Raw genomic sequence first — 18,490 nt, 5'->3', positions numbered from 1 at the left:
GGGGGGGGCGGTCGCGCGGGGGGGGGGGGCGCCCGGGGGGGGGCGCCCCCCCCCGCGCGGGGGCGGGGGGGGGGGGGGGGGGGGGGCCCCCCCCCCCCCCGCCCGCGTGTCTGAACAGGCGGATCCCGCGCCCGCTGGTCAGGCTGGACCGACAGCCGTGCAGCCAGCAGGACGGAGCCGCCATGCCCATCGACGCAGTCACCGAGGTGCCGATCCCGGTCAACGAACCGGTGCTCGCGTACGAGCCCGGCAGTCCGGAGCGGGAACGGCTGGTCCGCCGCCTGGACGAGCTGGCGGCCGAGCAGGTCCCGCTGCCGATGACCATCGGCGGCGAGCAGCGTTTCGGCGGCGGTGAGCGGATCGAGGTCGTCCAGCCGCACCACCACGCGGCCAAGCTGGGCGTGCTGGGCAACGCCACCCGGGAGGACGCCCGGGCGGCGGTGGACGCGGCGCTGGCCGCCGGGCGGCAGTGGCGCTCGCTGTCCTTCGACGACCGGGCGGCGGTCTTCCTGCGCGCCGCCGACCTGCTGTCCGGGCCGTGGCGGGAGACGCTCAACGCGGCCACCATGCTCGGCCAGTCCAAGACCGTCCAGCAGGCCGAGATCGACTCCGCCTGCGAGCTGATCGACTTCTGGCGCTTCAACGTCGGGTTCGCCCGGCGGATCCTGGCGGACCAGCCGCTGTCCTCACCCGGAGTGTGGAACCGCACCGACCACCGTCCGCTGGAAGGTTTCGTCTACGCGGTCACGCCGTTCAACTTCACCGCGATCGCGGGCAACCTGCCCACCGCCCCGGCGCTGATGGGCAACACCGTGGTCTGGAAGCCCGCGCCGACCCAGACCCTGGCCGCGTACCACCTGATGCGGCTGCTGGAGGCGGCCGGCCTGCCGCCCGGGGTGATCAACCTGGTGACCGGCGACGGGTTGCAGGTCTCCCCGGTCGCGCTGGCCGACCCGGCGCTCGCCGGGCTGCACTTCACCGGCTCCACCGCCACCTTCCAGTCGCTCTGGCAGACCATCGGCGCCAACATCGGCGGCTACCGCGGCTACCCGAGGATCGTCGGCGAGACCGGCGGCAAGGACTTCCTGCTGGCCCACCGCTCGGCCGACCCGGAGATCCTCCGGACCGCGCTGATCCGCGGCGCCTTCGAGTACCAGGGCCAGAAGTGCTCGGCGCTCTCCCGCGCCTATCTGCCGCGCAGCCTCTGGCTGCGGATCAAGGACGACTTCCTGGCCCAGGTGGACGCGCTCGCGGTGGGCGACGTGACCGACCTGTCCAACTTCATGGGCGCTCTGATCGACCGGCGCGCCTTCGAGAAGAACCGGGACGCCATCGAGCGCGCCAAGGCCGACCCGACGATCGAGCTGGCGGCCGGCGGCCAGTACGACGACGCGATCGGCTGGTTCGTCCGGCCCACCGTGCTGGTCTCCTCCGACCACCGGGGCGAGATCTTCCGGACCGAGTACTTCGGCCCGATCCTCGCCGTGCACGTCTACGAGGACTCCCGCTGGGACGACGTGCTGCGCCGGGTCGACTCCGGCGCCCCGTACGGCCTGACCGGATCGGTGATCGCGCAGGATCGTTACGCCATCGCGCAGGCCGTCGAGGAGCTGCGGTTCGCCGCCGGGAACTTCTACATCAACGACAAGCCGACCGGCGCCGTCGTCGGCCAGCAGCCCTTCGGCGGCGGCCGGGCGTCCGGCACCAACGACAAGGCGGGGGCCGCCCAGAACCTGCTGCGCTGGACCTCGGCGCGTTCGATCAAGGAGTCCTTCGTGCCGCCCACCCACCACCGTCACGCACATATGGGCCGAGAGTGAACATGACCTTCCGGTTTGGACAAGCTGTCCAGGACGGACCCGACATCCTGCGACTTTGCGCCTCCCTGTCCCTGTCCACCTTCGATTGATCCGGTTAGGCTGACTGGCGTCGTCGGGTGGCTCCGCAGGACGAATCGTCCTACCCACTGTGAAGGCATTTCATGCGCGCCATGAAGCCTTTTCGGTCGGAAGGTACGGCAGGATTGCGAGTGACCCGTCGGTGTACATCCACACACCACCGAGTCACGCAACGGCGCGCGACAGGAGCCAAGAAGTCATGCAGACCAAGCTGGACGCAGCCAAGGCCGAACTGCTCAAGAAGGCAGCCGCAGCCGCTGAGAACAGCCAGGTGGGGGGAGCGGCGCCAGGGGAAGGTCTGAGCAACGGCGCTCTGACCGCGTACCTGCACCACTACTACCTGCACACCGCGCCCGAGGACCTGGTCGACCTCGACCCGGTCGACGTCTACGGCGCGGCCGCCTCCCACTACCGCCTGGGCCTCAAGCGCCCCCAGGGCACCGCCGAGGTGCGGGTACACACCCCCTCGGTCGAGGAGAACGGCTGGTCCTGCGGCCACACGGTGGTCGAGGTGGTCACCGACGACATGCCGTTCCTGGTCGACTCCGTCACCAACGAGCTGTCCCGCCAGGACCGCGCGATCCACATCGTGATCCACCCCCAGCTGGTCGTCCGCCGTGACATCACCGGCAAGCTGCTGGAGATCCTGGACGTCGACGCCTGCTCCCGCAGCCAGGCCGCCGGCACCGAGTGGCCGGCCGACGCGACCGTCGAGTCGTGGATGCACATCGAGGTCGACCGCGAGACCGACCGCGACGACCTGCGCACCATCGAGTCCAACCTGCGCCGCGTGCTCGGCGACGTCCGCGAGGTCGTCGAGGACTGGAGCAAGATGCGCGAGAGCTCGCTGCGTCTGGCCGACGAACTGGCCGAGCAGCCCCCGGCCGGCCTGCCCGAGCAGGAGGTCGGCGAGGCCTGGGAGCTGATGCGCTGGCTCGCCGACGACCACTTCACCTTCCTCGGCTACCGCGAGTACGACCTGGTCGAGCACGAGGGCGAGGAGGTCCTCAAGGCCGTCGCCGGGACCGGCCTGGGCATCCTGCGCTCCGACCCGCACAGCCACGACGACCGCCACCACTCGGTCAGCGAGGCCTTCGGCCGCCTCTCCGCGCCGGTGCGCGCCAAGGCCCACGAGAAGAAGCTGCTCGTCCTGACCAAGGCGAACAGCCGTTCCACCGTGCACCGCCCGTCCTACCTGGACTACGTCGGCGTCAAGAAGTTCAACGCCGCCGGCGAGCCGGTCGGCGAGCGCCGCTTCCTCGGCCTGTTCTCCTCCGCCGCCTACACCGAGTCGGTCACCCGCATCCCGGTCGTGCGCCGCAAGGTCCAGGAGGTGCTGGACGAGTCCGGCTTCTCCAGCGAGAGCCACGACGGCCGCGACCTGCTGCAGATCATGGAGACCTTCCCCCGGGACGAGATCTTCCAGACCCCGGCCTCCGAGCTGCTCTCCATCGCCACCAGCGTGCTGTACCTCCAGGAGCGCCGTAAGCTGCGCCTCTTCCTGCGCCAGGACGAGTACGGCCGCTACTTCTCGGCCTTCATCTACCTGCCGCGCGACCGCTACACCACGCGGATCCGGCTGCTGCTCACCGACATCCTCAAGGAAGAGCTGAACGGCGCCGCCATCGACTACACGGTGTACGCCACCGAGTCGGTGCTGACCCGCCTGCACTTCGTGGTCCGGGTCGCCCCGGGCACCGAGCTGCCGCACCTCACCGACACCGACATCGAGCGGATCGAGAACCGCCTGGCCGAGGCCGCCCGGTTCTGGATGGACGGCTTCCACGACCAGCTGCACCTGGAGCTGGGCGAGGAGAAGGCCGCCGAGCTCGGCCACAAGTACGCCAACGCCTTCCCCGACGGCTACCGCGCCGACTTCCCGCCGCGCACCGCCGTCGCCGACATCAAGCAGATCGAGGCGCTGCACGGCGAGGGCGACTTCCGCCTGAACCTGTACCAGCCGGTCGGCGCCGGCGACGACGAGCGCCGCTTCAAGATCTACCGGGTCGGCGGCCCGATCTCGCTCACCGAGGTCCTGCCGGTCCTCCAGCGCCTGGGCGTCGAGGTCCTCGACGAGCACCCGTACGCGCTGCGCCGCTCCGACGGCACCACCGCGTGGGTCTACGACTTCGGCCTGAAGCTGCGCGAGGCCACCGAGCTCACCGACGAGGCCCGCGAGCGCTTCCAGGAGACCTTCGCGGCCACCTGGACCGGCAAGGCCGAGAACGACGGCTTCAACGAGCTGGTGCTGACGGCCGGGCTGACCTGGCGCCAGGCCACGATGCTCCGTGCCTACGCCAAGTACCTGCGCCAGGCGGGCTCCACGTTCTCCCAGGACTACATGGAGGACGCGCTCCGCAACAACACCCACACCACCCGGCTGCTGGTCAACCTGTTCGAGGCCCGGCTGAGCCCGAGCCACCGCTCGGGCGCCCTGGAGCTGACCGAGGGCATCCTGGAGGAGCTGTCCGGCGCCCTCGACGAGGTCGTCTCGCTGGACGAGGACCGCATCCTGCGCTCCTTCCTGAACCTCATCAAGGCCACCCTGCGGACCAACTTCTTCCAGCACGCCGCCTCCGGCGAGTGGCACTCCTACGTGTCGATGAAGTTCGACCCGAAGGCCGTCCCGGACCTGCCGGCCCCGCGCCCGGCGTTCGAGATCTGGGTCTACTCTCCGCAGGTCGAGGGCGTCCACCTGCGCTTCGGCAAGGTCGCCCGCGGCGGTCTGCGCTGGTCCGACCGGCGCGAGGACTTCCGCACCGAGATCCTCGGCCTGGTCAAGGCGCAGATGGTCAAGAACACCGTCATCGTGCCGGTCGGCGCCAAGGGCGGCTTCGTCGCCAAGCAGCTGCCGGATCCGTCGGTGGACCGCGACGCCTGGCTGGCCGAGGGCATCTCCTCGTACAAGACGTTCATCTCGGCGCTGCTGGACATCACCGACAACCTGGTCGGCGGCGAGGTCGTGCACCCGGCCGACGTGGTCCGCCACGACGAGGACGACACCTACCTGGTCGTCGCCGCCGACAAGGGCACCGCGACCTTCTCCGACATCGCCAACGGCGTCGCGGAGTCGTACGGCTTCTGGCTGGGCGACGCGTTCGCCTCCGGCGGCTCGGCCGGCTACGACCACAAGGGCATGGGCATCACCGCCCGCGGCGCCTGGGAGTCGGTCAAGCGCAACTTCCGCGAGCTCGGCGTCGACACCCAGTCCGAGGACTTCACCGTCATCGGCATCGGCGACATGTCCGGCGACGTCTTCGGCAACGGCATGCTGCTCAGCGAGCACATCCGCCTGGTCGCCGCCTTCGACCACCGCCACATCTTCCTCGACCCCAACCCGGACGCGGCCGCCTCGTACGCCGAGCGCCGCCGCCTCTTCGAGCTGCCGCGCAGCTCCTGGGACGACTACGACAAGTCGCTGATCTCGGCCGGCGGCGGGGTCTACCCCCGCTCGGCGAAGGCGATCCAGCTGACCCCGCAGGTCCGGGCCGCGCTCGGCATCGCTTCCGGCAAGGTCACCCCGGCCGAGCTGATGAAGGCGATCCTCCAGGCGCCGGTCGACCTGTTCTGGAACGGCGGCATCGGCACCTACGTCAAGGCCTCCACCGAGACCAACGCCGAGGTCGGCGACAAGTCCAACGACTCCATCCGGGTCAACGGCGAGCAGGTCCGGGCCCGGGTCATCGGCGAGGGCGGCAACCTCGGCTGCACCCAGCTCGGCCGCATCGAGTACGCCGCGGTCGGCGGCCCGGACGCCACCGGCGGCTGGATCGACACCGACGCGATCGACAACTCGGCCGGTGTGGACACCTCGGACCACGAGGTCAACATCAAGATCCTGCTCAACCAGGTCGTCGGCGAGGGCGACATGACGGTCAAGCAGCGCAACGTGCTGCTGGCCGAGATGACCGACGAGGTCGGCCACCTGGTGCTGCGCAACAACTACGCGCAGAACGTGGTGCTGGCCAACGCCGTCGCCCAGGCGCACAGCATGGTCAACGTCCACGCCCGGATGATCAACCGCTTCGAGGCGGCCGGACAGCTCGACCGGGGCCTGGAGTTCCTGCCCGCCGAGCGCCAGATCCGCGAGCGCCAGCAGAACGGCCGCGGGCTCTCCCAGCCCGAGATGTCCGTGCTGCTCGCCTACACCAAGATCATCCTGGCCGAGGAACTGCTCGCCACCGACCTGCCCGACGACCCGTTCTTCCGCACCGCGCTGCACGAGTACTTCCCCAGCGCGCTGCGCTCCCGGTTCGCCGACGCGATCGACAACCACGCGCTGCGCCGCGAGATCATCACCACGCTGATCGTCAACGACACGATCAACCGCGGTGGCTGCACCTTCGCCTTCCGCCTGAAGGAGGAGACCGGCGCGACCTACGAGGAGATCGCCCGGACGCACACCGCCGCACGGGCCGTCTTCGACCTGGAGCCCATCTGGGACGAGATCGAGGGCCTCGACAACAAGGTCCCGGCCCGGGTGCAGACCAAGATGCGCCTGCACTCGCGCCGCCTGGTCGAGCGCGCCACCCGGTGGATGCTCAACAACCGCCGCCAGCCGCTCGACATCGCCGGCACCATCGAGTTCTTCCACGACCGGGTCAACCAGGTCTGGGGCTCGCTGCCCAAGCCGCTGCGCGGCGAGGACCTGACCTGGTTCGACTCCATCTACGGCGAGCTGGCCTCGGCCGGGGTGCCGGAGGAGCTGGCCACCCGGATCGCCGGCCTCTCCTCGGTCTTCCCGACCCTGGACATCACCGAGGTCGCGGACCGCTCCGGCAAGGACATCGCCGAGGTCGCCGAGCTGTACTACGACCTGGGCGACCGGCTGCAGATCTCGCACCTGCTCGACCGGATCATCGACCTGCCCCGCACCGACCGCTGGTCGTCGATGGCCCGGGCCGCGATCCGTGAGGACCTCTTCGCGGCGCACGCGGCGCTGACCGCCGACATCCTGGCCTGCGGCCCCGAGGGCGCCACCCCGGAGGAGCGCTACACCGCCTGGGCGGAGCTCAACGGGACCCTGCTGAACCGCGCCAAGAGCACCCTCGACGACATAAGGGGTTCGGACAACTACGAGCTGTCCAGCCTCTCGGTCGCGATGCGCGTCATCCGCACCCTGCTGCGCACCGGCTCGATGCGCTGACGGACGGCCGTCGGCACGGAAGGGGCCCGCGTCCTCGGACGCGGGCCCCTTCCGCCGTCCCGGGCCGCGGCCGCCCACCGAGGGCGCGGAAAACCGATTGTGGGTCGTGGGCGTACCTTCGCTACGGTGATCCCGAACGATCAAGGGGGATCACGACATGGGGAAGAACCGGGCATCGGTCCGCGCGGTGGGCGTGGGCATCTCGGTGGCGCTGCTGGTCGCCGGAGCGGCGGCCTGCGGCAACGACGACAAGAAGGACGGGGCCACGGCCGGCTCCGCGACGGCCGCGGGCGCGCCCTCGGCGGCACCCACCACCAAGGGGCCGGAGGCCTTCGCGGCGGCCGGCTACCGGGGCATCAAGCCGGGGATGGCGAAGGAGGCCGGCCTGGCCACCGGCGCGCTGGAGGCCGCACCGGTCTCGCTGCTCGACGGCTGCACGGACTTCGTCTACAAGGGCGGCCCGGCGCCGGACCAGGCCCGGATGACCGCCGAGGCGGCCACCGAGGCCCGCTACAAGGACCTGAACGCCAAGGCGGACGCGGCCTCCGGCAAGTCGTCCGCCCCGGCGGGCGCCGTGCCGCCGAACGCCTCCGCGAAGGACGCGGCGGCGGCTGCCGCCGGTTCGGCCGCCTCGGCCAAGGACTCGGCCGCCGCCGCCAAGCTGATGGCGGACGCGACCCAGTCGCTGGTCGACCAGATGGTGGCCCGGGAGACCAAGGAGAAGGCCTACCTGGCCACCGGCCGGGTCTCCTTCGCCCCGGCGGGCCTGCGCGAGCTGGTCGCCCCGGCGGAGGCCAGGACGGCCGAGGGGATCGGCGCGGGCGCCACCCTGGAGGCCCTCCAGCAGGCGTACGGCGCCAAGGGCCTCCAGTTGGCCAAGAGCGGGAAGTACGTGTTCCCGATGGAGGGTCAGCAGGGCTGGCAGTACGAGTTCACCATGGACGCCGGCGCGGTCGCCGGGATGGCCGTGGTGAACCGCGACCTGAAGTGCGCCTGACCGGTGGGTCGTTCCATCGGCTGACCGGCTGACTGGCTGACCGGCCGCAGGGGCCCCGACGAACCACCCGGTTCGTCGGGGCCCCTTGCCGTGACCGCCGTCGTGCCCCCTGCCGTCGTGCCCCCGCCGTCGTGCCTCCGGGGGCGTCAGCGCTGGGCGGCGGCGCGCTGCAGGGCGCTGGCGAGCAGGGCGAGGTCGGTCGGGCCGTTGCCGAGCTCGCGGACCGGACGCCGGGCGGGCGGGGCGCCGAGCTGGAGCGGGTCGATCGCGACCACGGTCGGGCGCAGGGTGGCGGTGCGCGGGATCCGGCCGCTGATCCGGGCGGTCTGGAAGGCGGTGACGCCGCCGTCCGGGAGCCGCAGGTAGCCGCGGCCGGGGGTGTCCTCGGGGAGCGCGGACGCGTCGCCGAGGTGGATCAGCAGGTCGGAGTCGGCCGGGTCCTCGGTGCGCAGCGCGATCCGCAGCAGGGCCGCCTCGTCCACCTCGCTGCCGGCGCTGTCCTCCGGGCGGCTGGTGGCGACGGCGAGGTGGATGCCCAGCGGGCCGCCGCGGCGGGCGATGTCGGCGAGCGCGCGGGCGAGCGGCCGGCCGGCCGGGGAGGTGGGGGAGAGCAGGGCGTCGTAGTCGTCCACGACGACGACCAGGCGGGCGGGGACGGGTGTCGCGGGCGGCGCCGGGGTGGCGGCGGGCCGGAGGCCCTCCGCACCGCGCGGCTGGATGATCCGGGGGGCCTGGGCCGATCCGGCGCCGACCGCGGCGGGCACCGGCACCTGCGGATGGTCCGCGGCCTCCTGCTGGTCGTCGAGGATCCGGGCGGCGTGCCAGGAGGCGAAGTCCAGCCCGTCGAACAGCCGCTCCCGCAGGGCGAGCTCGTCCTCCAGCGACTCGGCCGCGAGCAGGGCGGCGCGCGGGTCGGTGGCGGCGTTGACCCGGCCGGTGACGTGCGGCAGCTCGGTGCAGCCGTCCAGGCCGTCGGTACCGTCCTCGCCGGCCCGGCCCTCGATGATCGTGACGGCCAGCCGTTCGGGGCGCTCGGAGACGGCGAGCGAGGCGACCAGGGTGCGCAGCAGCTCGGTCTTGCCGGAGCCGTGGGCGCCGCCGATCAGCAGGTGCGGGCCGCCCGGGTCGGGGGAGGGGAGGGTGAGCTCCGGGTCCGCCAGGTCGAGCGTGCACAGCTCGTCCCGGGTGGTGCCGAGCAGCGCGCCGGCCGCGCCGATGCCGCCGGCGTGGGCCGCCCAGCGGGCGGACAGCTTGGCCGGGGTGACGGTGTCGAGCTGCAGCAGGTCGAGCAGGCGCAGGGCGTCCGGCAGCGGGCCGCGGGCGGCCGGGGCGGCCTCGCGCAGCGGGGCGAGGACCCGGGCGAGCCGCTCGGCCCAGGCGTCGGAGACCGCGTCCAGCGAGACCTCGTGCAGGGTCTCGCGGCCGCGGGCGACCGGGCGGTCGAGCGAGAGCTGGGTGCCGACCTCGCCGGTGATCAGCGCGGTGGCGCCGATGCCCCGGGGGAGCAGCTCGGGCTGCTCGGCGAGGCAGACCGGGAAGATGCCGACCGCCGGGCCCTGGCGCAGCAGCAGGTCGAGGGCCTGCCGGGCGGTCTCGGTGGCCGGGCGGCCGTCCACCACGACCACGGTGGCGGGGTGGCCGCCGAGGCCGCTCGGGCCGCTGAGCCGGGCGGTGAGCTCGGTCAGCCGGGCGGTGGCCTGCTCGTCGTCCAGGCCGAGCAGCAGCCGGCAGTCCTGGCCGTCGGCCGGGCGCAGGTGGGGCAGCCACAGGGCCCAGGCCCAGGTGTCGGCGCGCTCCTCCGGGGTGCGGCCCGGGTCGGCGTCGACGACGACCAGGCTCAGGCCGGTCGGCGGGTGCAGCGCGGCGAGCTGGGCGACGACGGCGCGGGTGAGCCCGTCCAGGCGCTCGCGCGGGCCGCTGAGGCCCAGGCTGCCGGCGGTCTGGAGGTCGAGGGTGACCGGGACGGCGGGCAGCATCGTGCCGGGCGTGGTCCCGGGGCCGCCGGGGCGGTCGGCGGTGCCCAGGCGCAGGGTGAGCGCGTCGGGGTGGCCGGGGCCGCGCTCCCACAGCCGGGGGCCGGGGCCGACGGCGTTGAGCAGCAGGGTGGCGAGGTCGGGCCAGCGGTCGCGCTGGGCGGCGGTCTGGCGCAGCCGGACCGCGGCGTGGTGGCGTTCGGCGCTCTCCTGGCCGGGCGGTTCGGCGGCGCGGCCGGGCAGCAGGGAGAACAGGCCGCGGCCGCGGCCGGGCGCGGGTTCGGGGGCGGCGGGCGGCTCGGCCACCGGCGGTGCGGGCCGGACCGGGCCGGGGGCGGCCAGCTGGAGGTGGCCGTGGCCGTCGGGCAGGGCGGCGCGGACGGCCCCGGTGGCCTCGGCCGGGTCGGGCGCGGCCACCTGGAGGGTGGACTCGCCGATCCGCAGCAGGGCGCCGGGCTCCAGCGGGACGGCGGCCTCGGGCGGGCCGGGCGGGACGAGCCGGCCGTCGAGGGCGGTGCCGTTGGTGGAGCCGAGGTCGCGGACGGAGACCCGGCCGTCCTCGGCGAGGTGCAGCGCGAGGTGCAGCCGGGAGACGTCCGGGTCGTCGAGCGGGACGTCGGCCTCACCGGAACGCCCGATCCGGATCTCCCGGCCGTGCAGCCGGTGCACGCCGCCGGCGTCCGGTCCGCCGACCACGCGCAGTTCGGCGGCGGCGGGGGTGTCGTCGGCGCCGTCGGCGGTCGGGTCGGGCTCGTTGAGGCTGAGGACGGCTCCGTCGAGCAGCGGGGGGTGGCCGAGCAGGGTGTGCTCGTCCACCCGGTGCGCACCGGCGTACAGGTGCACATGGGTGGCGGCCCGCGGCCCGCGCACGCCCACGGCGCCCGCGAGCGCGCCCGCGATGGCGCCGAGCGCGGTGCCGACCGGTGCGGTGACCAGCACGTCCACGTAGGGGATGGCGGAGCCGGCGGCGGTCGGGCCGCTGCGCGGTCGGAGGACGGTCAGCCGGATCTGCATCTCGCCCGCGGGTCCCTTCTGCTGATGTGAAGCCTGGTACCCCGGCGCCGTCGCGGACGCACCGGGCGCCCGTGGCGACCCCGTTGGGCCACACGAGTGGCGAGTGTCCATCCTGCCATCCGTCACGGACGGTCCGCGCACCGTACCGGATTTGACGATCTTGCGAATATCGCCATGGTGGAGGCGACGGTGGGTCAGGTCAACCACCCCCCTCGCGGCCCCCTGAGCAGGCCGGTGACCCACTCCGGGTCCTCCCCTAGGGGATGTCCCCCAACCCTCCTCGGATGGCCTGCCGGTCACCTCAAAAACCCGAACGGACACCGTTAGAGTGGCCGCAGACACGGGCCCGGCAGGCTCACCGCACCGGCGGAGGAGCGCCCCGCGCGGGCGGCACGGCGAGGAGTGCGACAGGTGCGGCCAGTCGGCAGCAAGTATCTGCTGGATGAGACCCTCGGGCGGGGTGCGACCGGCACCGTCTGGCGCGGCGTGGTGCGCGAGGACGCCCGGGTGCCGGGCAGCGAGCCCGGGCAGCTGGTGGCGATCAAGGTGCTGCGCGAGGAGCTGGCGGCCGACCCGGACGTCGTGATGCGCTTCCTGCGGGAGCGCTCGCTGCTGCTGCGGCTGAGCCACCCCAACATCGTCCGGGTCCGCGACCTGGTCGTCGAGGGCGAGCTGCTGGCCCTGGTGATGGACCTGGTCGAGGGCCCCGACCTGTCCCGCTACCTGCGCGCCAACGGACCGTTCAGCCCGATCGCGGGCGCCCTGCTGATGGCCCAGGTCGCCGACGCGCTGGCGGCCAGCCACGCGGACGGGATCGTCCACCGCGACCTCAAGCCGGCCAACGTGCTGCTCGCCTCCACGCTGGTGGACGGCATCGAGCAGATGCACCCGCTGCTGACCGACTTCGGCATCGCCCGCCTCGCCGACTCCCCGGGCGTCACCCGCACCCACGAGTTCGTCGGCACCCCCGCCTACGTCGCCCCGGAGTCCGCCGAGGGCCGTCCGCAGACCTCCGCGGTGGACGTGTACGGCGCCGGGATCATGCTGTACGAGCTGGTCACCGGCCGGCAGCCGTTCCAGGGCGACAGCGCGCTCGCCGTCCTCCAGGCCCACCTGGCGCAGGAGCCGCAGCGGCCCAGCACCATGCCCGAGCCGCTCTGGACGGTGATCGAGCGCTGCCTGCGCAAGGACCCGTCCCAGCGGCCCGGCGCCACCTCGCTGGCCCGCGCCCTGCGGGTGGTCGCGGCCGGGGTCGGCGTGCACGCCTCCCCGGCGGCGGTGGACGAGGCGCTCGCCGTCGCCGCCCTGCTGCAGCCCGACCCGCGGCCCACCGCCGTGCCCGGCACCGTCCCGGCCGTCCCGGTCGGGCCGGGCGGCACCGAGGACCGCACCCAGGTGCTGCCGCCGACCGCCCCGCCGTACGACCCGGCGGCGCAGTACGACCCGGCCGCGGCGACCCGGGTGATGGGCACCCAGCTGCCGCCCGCGCCCCCGTACGGCGTCCCGGACCGCACCCAGGTGCTGCCGCCCGCCGCCGTGCCGCCGCCCCCGCCCGGCGCGCCCGCGGTGCCCGGCGCGCCGAAGGAGGAGGCGCCGCACCCGTGGCAGACCCAGCTGCGCGCGGCGCGGGACCGCAACCAGCAGACCCAGGTCGGCTACTTCGGCCCGGAGGACTACGAGGAGTACGGGGACCCGCAAGTCGCCCCGCCGCCCTACCAGGGGGGCCAGGGCGGTCCGGGCGGTCCGGGCTACCGCCCGCAGCCGCAGGCCGGCTACCGCCAGGCCCCGCCGCCGCCCGGCTACGCGCAGCGCCCGCCGGTGGCCCCACCGCCCTACCAGGGGGGCCACGGCGGCCAGGGCGGCCAGGGGCCCCAGGGCCAGGGCGGCCGCCCCGGCCACCCCGGGCAGGGCGGCCAGGGCGGCCAGGGCGGCCGTCCGCAGCCGCCGGGCGGCTACCGGCAGGCCCCGGCCGGGCAGGGCCGTTCGCAGGGCGGCTACCCGCCGCCGCCCGCGCCCACCCCGGTGGCGCGCCGGGCCGAGCCGCCCGCGCCGCAGCACCGGGAGGCCCCGCCGCGTCGCGAGGAGCCGCGCGAGCCGGCCCGCCGCGAGCCCGCACCGGCGCGGGAGCCGCGTCAGCGCAGCCGCAACCGGATGTACATCCCGGGGCTGGGCTGCCTGAAGGGCTGTCTGATGGTGCTGCTGGTGCTGGCCGTGGCCGCGCTGGCGCTGTGGAACTTCACGCCGCTGCCGCACTACTGGGACAACGTCGTGGGCTGGTTCGACTCGGCCCGGGACTGGGTGAACAGCGTCTTCGGCAAGTAGTCGGGGGCCGGTCCGGTCCGGACCCCGGCCCGGGGGTCCGGGCCGATCCGGAGTCCGGACCGGCCCCGGGCAACGGGATTGACGCTATGTCGACAATTCGCGGGAATTCCGCCCGAGACTGCCGCCCCGGGCCCCTCAGGCGGCCCCCGCGGGGCCTCCGGGCGCGTAGGTTGGTCGCTGTTGTCCCGCCCCACCGAGCGCACCGGACCCCCGGAGCGCTCCCGCGCCGCCCACGGAGCAGCATTGGCACGCAAGATCGGCAGCCGGTACACCGTCCACCAGGTGATCGGCCGGGGTTCGGCCGGGACGGTCTGGCTCGGTGAGGGGCCCGACGGCCCGGTGGCGGTCAAGCTGCTGCGCGAGGACCTCGCCTCCGACCAGGTGCTGGTCGGCCGTTTCGTCCAGGAGCGCACCGCGCTGACCAGCCTCGACCACCCCCGGGTGGTCGGCGTGCGCGACATGGTCGTGGACGGCAGCGACCTCGCCCTGGTGATGGAGCTGGTCCAGGGCACCGACCTGCGCTCCCGGCTGGAGCGGGACGGCGCGCTGCCGCCGCAGACCGCCGCCTCGATCATCGCCGACGTCGCCGACGGCCTGGCCGCCGCGCACGCGGCCGGGATCGTCCACCGCGACGTCAAGCCGGAGAACGTCCTGCTCGACCTCGCCGCGGCCCCCGGCCCCGGCGGCGCCCCGCGCGCCAAGCTCACCGACTTCGGGGTGGCCCGCCTGGTCGACGCCCCGCGGCGCACCCGGGCCACCCGGATCATCGGCACCCCCGACTACCTCGCCCCCGAGATCATCGAGGGCCTGGAGCCGCGCGCCGCCGTCGACATCTACGCCCTCGCCACCGTCCTGTACGAGCTGCTGGCCGGCTCCACCCCGTTCGGCGGCGGCCACACCGGCGCGGTGCTGCGCCGGCACGTCACCGAGCAGGTCCCGCCGGTCCCCGGCCTGCCGGACGGGCTGTGGCGGATCATCTCCGAGTGCCTGGCCAAGGCCCCCGCCTCCCGGCTGCGCGCCGCCGAGCTGGCCGCCCGGCTGCGCGAGCAGCTGCCCTCGCTGGCCGGCCTGCCGGTGCTCGCGGTGCCCGCCCAGGGCCGTACCCCGGCCGAGGAGCAGCTGACCCCCGGCGAGGCCGTCTACGCCGAGGTCGACGCCGGACCGGGCGTCCACAAGCGCCGCCGGGGCCCGGCCGTCCCGCTGGTGCCCGGCACGGCCCCGGACTCCACCCGGGACACCCACACCAGCCTGCGCCGCCCGTCCGCCGACGAACTGGCCGCGTACGCCGCCGAGTCCCGGGCCCAGCGCACCGCCCCGGGCCACCGCCGGGACCGCCAGGCCCTGCTGCGCCGGCGCCGGATGCTGGCCGTCCTGCTGGCCACCGTCCTGCTGCTGGCGGGCGCCGCGGCGGCCTGGACGGCCTTCGCGGCCACCGCTCCGGACGCCGGTCACCCGGCCCGTCCGGCCGTGCACGGCACCGCCCCGCGGGCGCCGTAGCCGGGGTGCCGGCGGGGGTGGCCGAGGGGGTGGGGCCGGGGGTGTCGTCATGACCGCCTCCGGAACCATTACCCTGGGGGCGTGGCAGCCGTCGATCCTTCCGAAGAGCTCAAGAACCTCGATACGACCATGGGGTCGATCGAGGCCGTCCTCGACCTGGACAAGATCCGGGCCGACATCGCGGTCCTGGAGGAGGAGGCAGCGGCCCCCACCCTGTGGGACGACGTCGCGAACGCGCAGAAGGTGACCAGCCGGCTCTCCTTCCTCCAGGGCGAACTGCGCCGGGTCGAGGGCCTGCGCAACCGCATCGACGACCTGGGCGTCCTGTTCGAGCTGGCCGAGGACGAGAACGACGCGGACACCCGCGCCGAGGCCGAGACCGAACTCGCCTCCCTCCAGAAGGCGGTCGAGGAGCTGGAGGTCCGGACCCTCCTGTCCGGCGAGTACGACTCCCGCGAGGCGCTGATCAACATCCGCGCCGAGGCCGGTGGCGTGGACGCCGCCGACTTCGCCGAGCAGCTGATGCGCATGTACCTGCGCTGGGCCGAGCGGCACGGGTACCCCACCGAGGTGTACGACACCTCGTACGCCGAAGAGGCCGGCATCAAGTCCGCGACCTTCACCGTGAAGGCGCCGTACGCCTACGGCACCCTCTCGGTCGAGCAGGGCACCCACCGCCTGGTCCGCATCTCGCCGTTCGACAACCAGGGCCGCCGGCAGACCTCCTTCGCCGGTGTCGAGGTCCTCCCCGTCGTCGAGCAGTCCGACCACGTCGACATCGACGAGGGCGAGCTGCGCATCGACGTGTACCGCGCCTCCGGCCCCGGCGGCCAGGGCGTCAACACCACCGACTCGGCGGTGCGCATCACGCACCTCCCGACCGGCATCGTGGTCTCCTGCCAGAACGAGCGCTCGCAGATCCAGAACAAGGCGTCCGCGATGAACGTCCTCCAGGCCAAGCTGCTGGAGCGGCGCCGCCAGGAGGAGAAGGCGATGATGGACGCGCTCAAGGACAGCGGCAGCTCCTGGGGCAACCAGATGCGCTCCTACGTGCTGCACCCGTACCAGATGGTCAAGGACGTCCGCACCGCGTACGAGGCCGGCAACCCGCAGGCCGTGCTGGACGGCGACATCGACGGCTTCATCGAGGCCGGGATCCGCTGGCGCAAGCAGCGCGAGACCAGCGCCGAGTAGGCACCGGCCGCACCCGGCACGACGAAGGCCCCCGACCGCTGTGGTCGGGGGCCTTCTCGTACGTTCAACGGTTCTCGCGTCTCGCGGGTCCTCGGGTCTCGCGGGTCCTCAGGCCAGTGCCTGCCGGGCGATCAGCGCCACCGCGAGCAGACCGGCCAGCAGGGCCAGCAGCACCGCGGGGGAGAACGCGGCGAACGGCCCCTGCTGCTCCTGCAGCCGGGCCCGGTTGGCGCGGCACACCGGGCAACGCCCGTCGCTGACGCGTCCGTTGCAGTTGGCGCACACCAGATGGTCGCAGGTCATGCGATCTCCTCCTCGCTGCTACAGCCAACGCGCCGGACGGGGCTTTGGTTCCCGATCCCGCCCTGTACGGGGGAGCGGCCGGACACGGTCGCCACCTCCACTCTGCCAGGTTCCGGCGGTTCCGGCTCCCGGGCTGTGAGATGCCTCGCAATATTCGGGGCATAAACGGATATTCTCCCCCAAGCTCCGGGAGCTGTCGCGGGCGACCCCTGCGGGCCGGTTGCCGACTCGCGTATGGTCCCAGACCGGGAGCAGCCCCCCGCGCTCCCTCCGCCCGCCCGCGGACCGGGCCCCGGGGCGGACCGAGCGACGACTGGTGCCGCCTAGGATGGCCTCCGTGATGCAGCCGTGATCAGATTCGACAACGTCTCCAAGACCTATCCCAAGCAGAACCGTCCCGCCCTGGACAACGTCTCGCTGGAGATCGAGAAGGGCGAGTTCGTCTTCCTGGTCGGCTCGTCCGGCTCGGGCAAGTCCACCTTCCTGCGCCTGTGCCTGCGCGAGGAGCGTCCGACCACGGGCGCGGTGCACGTGCTGGGCAAGGACCTCGGCAAGCTGTCCAACTGGAAGGTGCCGCACATGCGCCGCCAGCTGGGCACCGTCTTCCAGGACTTCCGCCTGCTCCCCAACAAGACGGTCGCGCAGAACGTCGCCTTCGCCCTGGAGGTGATCGGCAAGCCCAAGAGCGCCATCGCCAAGGTGGTGCCCGAGGTGCTGGAGCTGGTCGGCCTCGGCGGCAAGGAGGACCGGATGCCGGGCGAGCTGTCCGGTGGTGAGCAGCAGCGCGTGGCGATCGCCCGCGCGTTCGTGAACCGTCCGATGCTGCTGATCGCGGACGAGCCCACCGGCAACCTCGACCCGCAGAACTCGGTCGGCATCATGAAGCTGCTGGACCGCATCAACCGCACCGGCACCACGGTGCTGATGGCGACCCACGACCAGGCGATCGTCGACCAGATGCGCAAGCGCGTCATCGAACTCGACAAGGGGCTGCTGGTCCGCGACCAGGCCCGCGGCGTCTACGGGTACCAGCACTGACCCACCAGCGCTGACCCGTAGGGCCACCGGCCCGAACCGCCAGACCCAGAGCAGTACCGACCCTGGAGTTGTTCCGCATGCGTGCCCAGTTCGTCCTGTCGGAGATCGGTGTGGGTCTCCGACGCAACCTGACGATGACCATCGCGGTCGTCGTCAGTGTCGCGCTCTCCCTCGCCCTCGCCGGCTCCTCGCTCCTGGTCCGCGACCAGGTGAACAGCATGAAGGGGTACTGGTACGACAAGGTCGAGGTGAGCATCTACTTCTGCACGAAGGCGGATGCCCGCAACTCGCCCCAGTGCGACAAGGGTGCGGCCACCGACCAGCAGGTCCAGGACATCAAGGACCAGCTGGAGAAGATGAACTCGGTGGTCCAGTCGTCCACCTACGAGAGTTCGGCCGACGCGTACAAGCACTGGAAGGAGATGAACCCGGACAACCCGCTCATCCCCGTCCTGGGCCCGGACGCCATGCCGCAGTCCTGGCGGGTCAAGCTCAACGACCCGACCAAGTACGACGTGATCCAGAGCGCCTTCGCCGGGAAGCCCGGCGTGAAGTCGGTCGAGGACCAGCGGAAGATCCTGCAGAACCTGTTCGGCCTGCTCAACGGCCTGCAGACGGCGGCCTTCGTGATCATGGTGCTGATGCTCTTCGTGGCCCTGCTGCTGATCGTCAACACCGTCCGGGTGTCGGCGTACAGCAGGCGGCGCGAGACCGGCATCATGCGCCTGGTCGGTGCCTCGAACTTCTACGTCCAGATGCCGTTCATCGCCGAGGCCGCGTTCGCCGCGCTGCTCGGCGCGGCGATGGCCTCCGGACTGCTGGTCGGCGGGCACTTCTTCGTCCAGAACTGGCTGGCCGACCGGGTGCAGTTCATCCACTTCATCGGCCTCGGCTCGGTGCTCGCGGTGATACCGCTGCTGGTCGTGGTGGGTATGGGCATGGCGGGCATCGCGGCGTTCTTCACGCTGCGCAAGTACCTCAAGGTCTGATCGCCGGACGCCTCGGCGGGGCCCCCCCGCCCCCGCCCCCCCCGGGGGGCCCCCCCGGTGCGGGGGCCGGGCCGGCCCCGCGGCCCCGCCCGGGGGGGAAAAACCCCGGGGCACAAGCC

Annotated in this window: 10 protein-coding genes; 8 read left to right on the top strand and 2 right to left on the bottom strand. The window is 73.3% G+C overall.

Annotation, left to right across the window (positions count from 1 at the left end; genetic code table 11):
* The first annotated feature begins 188 nt into the window (after nucleotides 1-188).
* The 3 genes from pruA to ACFQ6N_RS38270 all read left to right on the top strand — a co-directional run bounded on the left by pruA (nucleotide 189) and on the right by ACFQ6N_RS38270 (nucleotide 8,041).
* Entirely contained in the window at nucleotides 189-1,820 is a 1,632-nt protein-coding gene (gene pruA / locus ACFQ6N_RS38280) for an L-glutamate gamma-semialdehyde dehydrogenase (RefSeq protein ID WP_380658749.1), read from the top strand.
* A gap of 277 nt (nucleotides 1,821-2,097) precedes the next feature.
* Complete coding sequence (locus ACFQ6N_RS38275) at nucleotides 2,098-7,044, top strand: NAD-glutamate dehydrogenase (protein ID WP_380658747.1); 4,947 nt, start codon at nucleotides 2,098-2,100, stop codon at nucleotides 7,042-7,044.
* Nucleotides 7,045-7,201: 157 nt separating this feature from the next.
* Entirely contained in the window at nucleotides 7,202-8,041 is an 840-nt protein-coding gene (locus ACFQ6N_RS38270; protein ID WP_380658746.1) for a hypothetical protein, read from the top strand.
* A gap of 146 nt (nucleotides 8,042-8,187) precedes the next feature.
* On the opposite strand, the gene ACFQ6N_RS38265 is transcribed toward ACFQ6N_RS38270, so the two are convergent.
* The gene (locus tag ACFQ6N_RS38265; protein ID WP_380658745.1) at nucleotides 8,188-11,028 is read right to left on the bottom strand and encodes an FtsK/SpoIIIE domain-containing protein; all 2,841 of its coding nucleotides are present in this window, start codon (nucleotides 11,026-11,028) and stop codon (nucleotides 8,188-8,190) included.
* 411 nt (nucleotides 11,029-11,439) lie between these two features.
* Here ACFQ6N_RS38265 and ACFQ6N_RS38260 point away from each other — a divergent pair, with 411 nt between their 5' ends.
* From ACFQ6N_RS38260 to prfB, 3 genes are all read left to right on the top strand, one after another.
* Complete coding sequence (locus ACFQ6N_RS38260; RefSeq protein WP_380658744.1) at nucleotides 11,440-13,350, top strand: protein kinase; 1,911 nt, start codon at nucleotides 11,440-11,442, stop codon at nucleotides 13,348-13,350.
* A 243-nt stretch (nucleotides 13,351-13,593) separates the two neighbouring features.
* Complete coding sequence (locus tag ACFQ6N_RS38255; RefSeq protein ID WP_380658743.1) at nucleotides 13,594-14,847, top strand: serine/threonine-protein kinase; 1,254 nt, start codon at nucleotides 13,594-13,596, stop codon at nucleotides 14,845-14,847.
* 81 nt (nucleotides 14,848-14,928) lie between these two features.
* Complete coding sequence (gene prfB / locus ACFQ6N_RS38250; RefSeq protein WP_380658742.1) at nucleotides 14,929-16,041, top strand: peptide chain release factor 2; 1,113 nt, start codon at nucleotides 14,929-14,931, stop codon at nucleotides 16,039-16,041.
* A 108-nt stretch (nucleotides 16,042-16,149) separates the two neighbouring features.
* On the opposite strand, the gene ACFQ6N_RS38245 is transcribed toward prfB, so the two are convergent.
* Nucleotides 16,150-16,344: a hypothetical protein gene (locus ACFQ6N_RS38245; protein ID WP_380658740.1), complete on the bottom strand. Its 195-nt coding sequence runs from the start codon at nucleotides 16,342-16,344 to the stop codon at nucleotides 16,150-16,152.
* 348 nt (nucleotides 16,345-16,692) lie between these two features.
* Here ACFQ6N_RS38245 and ftsE point away from each other — a divergent pair, with 348 nt between their 5' ends.
* Together ftsE and ftsX are read left to right on the top strand one after the other, a co-directional pair.
* Nucleotides 16,693-17,382 carry a cell division ATP-binding protein FtsE gene (ftsE, locus tag ACFQ6N_RS38240; protein ID WP_207811826.1) on the top strand — a complete coding sequence of 230 codons (690 nt, stop codon included), beginning with the start codon at nucleotides 16,693-16,695 and terminating at the stop codon, nucleotides 17,380-17,382.
* A gap of 77 nt (nucleotides 17,383-17,459) precedes the next feature.
* Nucleotides 17,460-18,371 (top strand): permease-like cell division protein FtsX, encoded by a 912-nt coding sequence (ftsX, locus tag ACFQ6N_RS38235; protein ID WP_380658739.1) that lies wholly within the window; start codon nucleotides 17,460-17,462, stop codon nucleotides 18,369-18,371.
* Nucleotides 18,372-18,490: the final 119 nt, after the last annotated feature.

Source organism: Kitasatospora sp. NPDC056446 (assembly GCF_042796115.1).
In the GTDB taxonomy this organism is placed as follows: Bacteria; Actinomycetota; Actinomycetes; order Streptomycetales; family Streptomycetaceae; genus Kitasatospora.
This window is presented reverse-complemented; position numbering and strand designations above follow the sequence as displayed.

Bases quoted from the DNA above. Each gene is read 5' to 3' on its own strand.
- ACFQ6N_RS38275 (WP_380658747.1), top strand. From the start codon at position 2,098: ATGCAGACCAAGCTGGACGCAGCCAAGGCCGAACTGCTCAAGAAGGCA.
- ACFQ6N_RS38270 (WP_380658746.1), top strand. From the start codon at position 7,202: ATGGGGAAGAACCGGGCATCGGTCCGCGCGGTGGGCGTGGGCATCTCG.
- ACFQ6N_RS38265 (WP_380658745.1), bottom strand. From the start codon at position 11,028: ATGCAGATCCGGCTGACCGTCCTCCGACCGCGCAGCGGCCCGACCGCC.
- ACFQ6N_RS38245 (WP_380658740.1), bottom strand. From the start codon at position 16,344: ATGACCTGCGACCATCTGGTGTGCGCCAACTGCAACGGACGCGTCAGC.
- ftsX (WP_380658739.1), top strand. From the start codon at position 17,460: ATGCGTGCCCAGTTCGTCCTGTCGGAGATCGGTGTGGGTCTCCGACGC.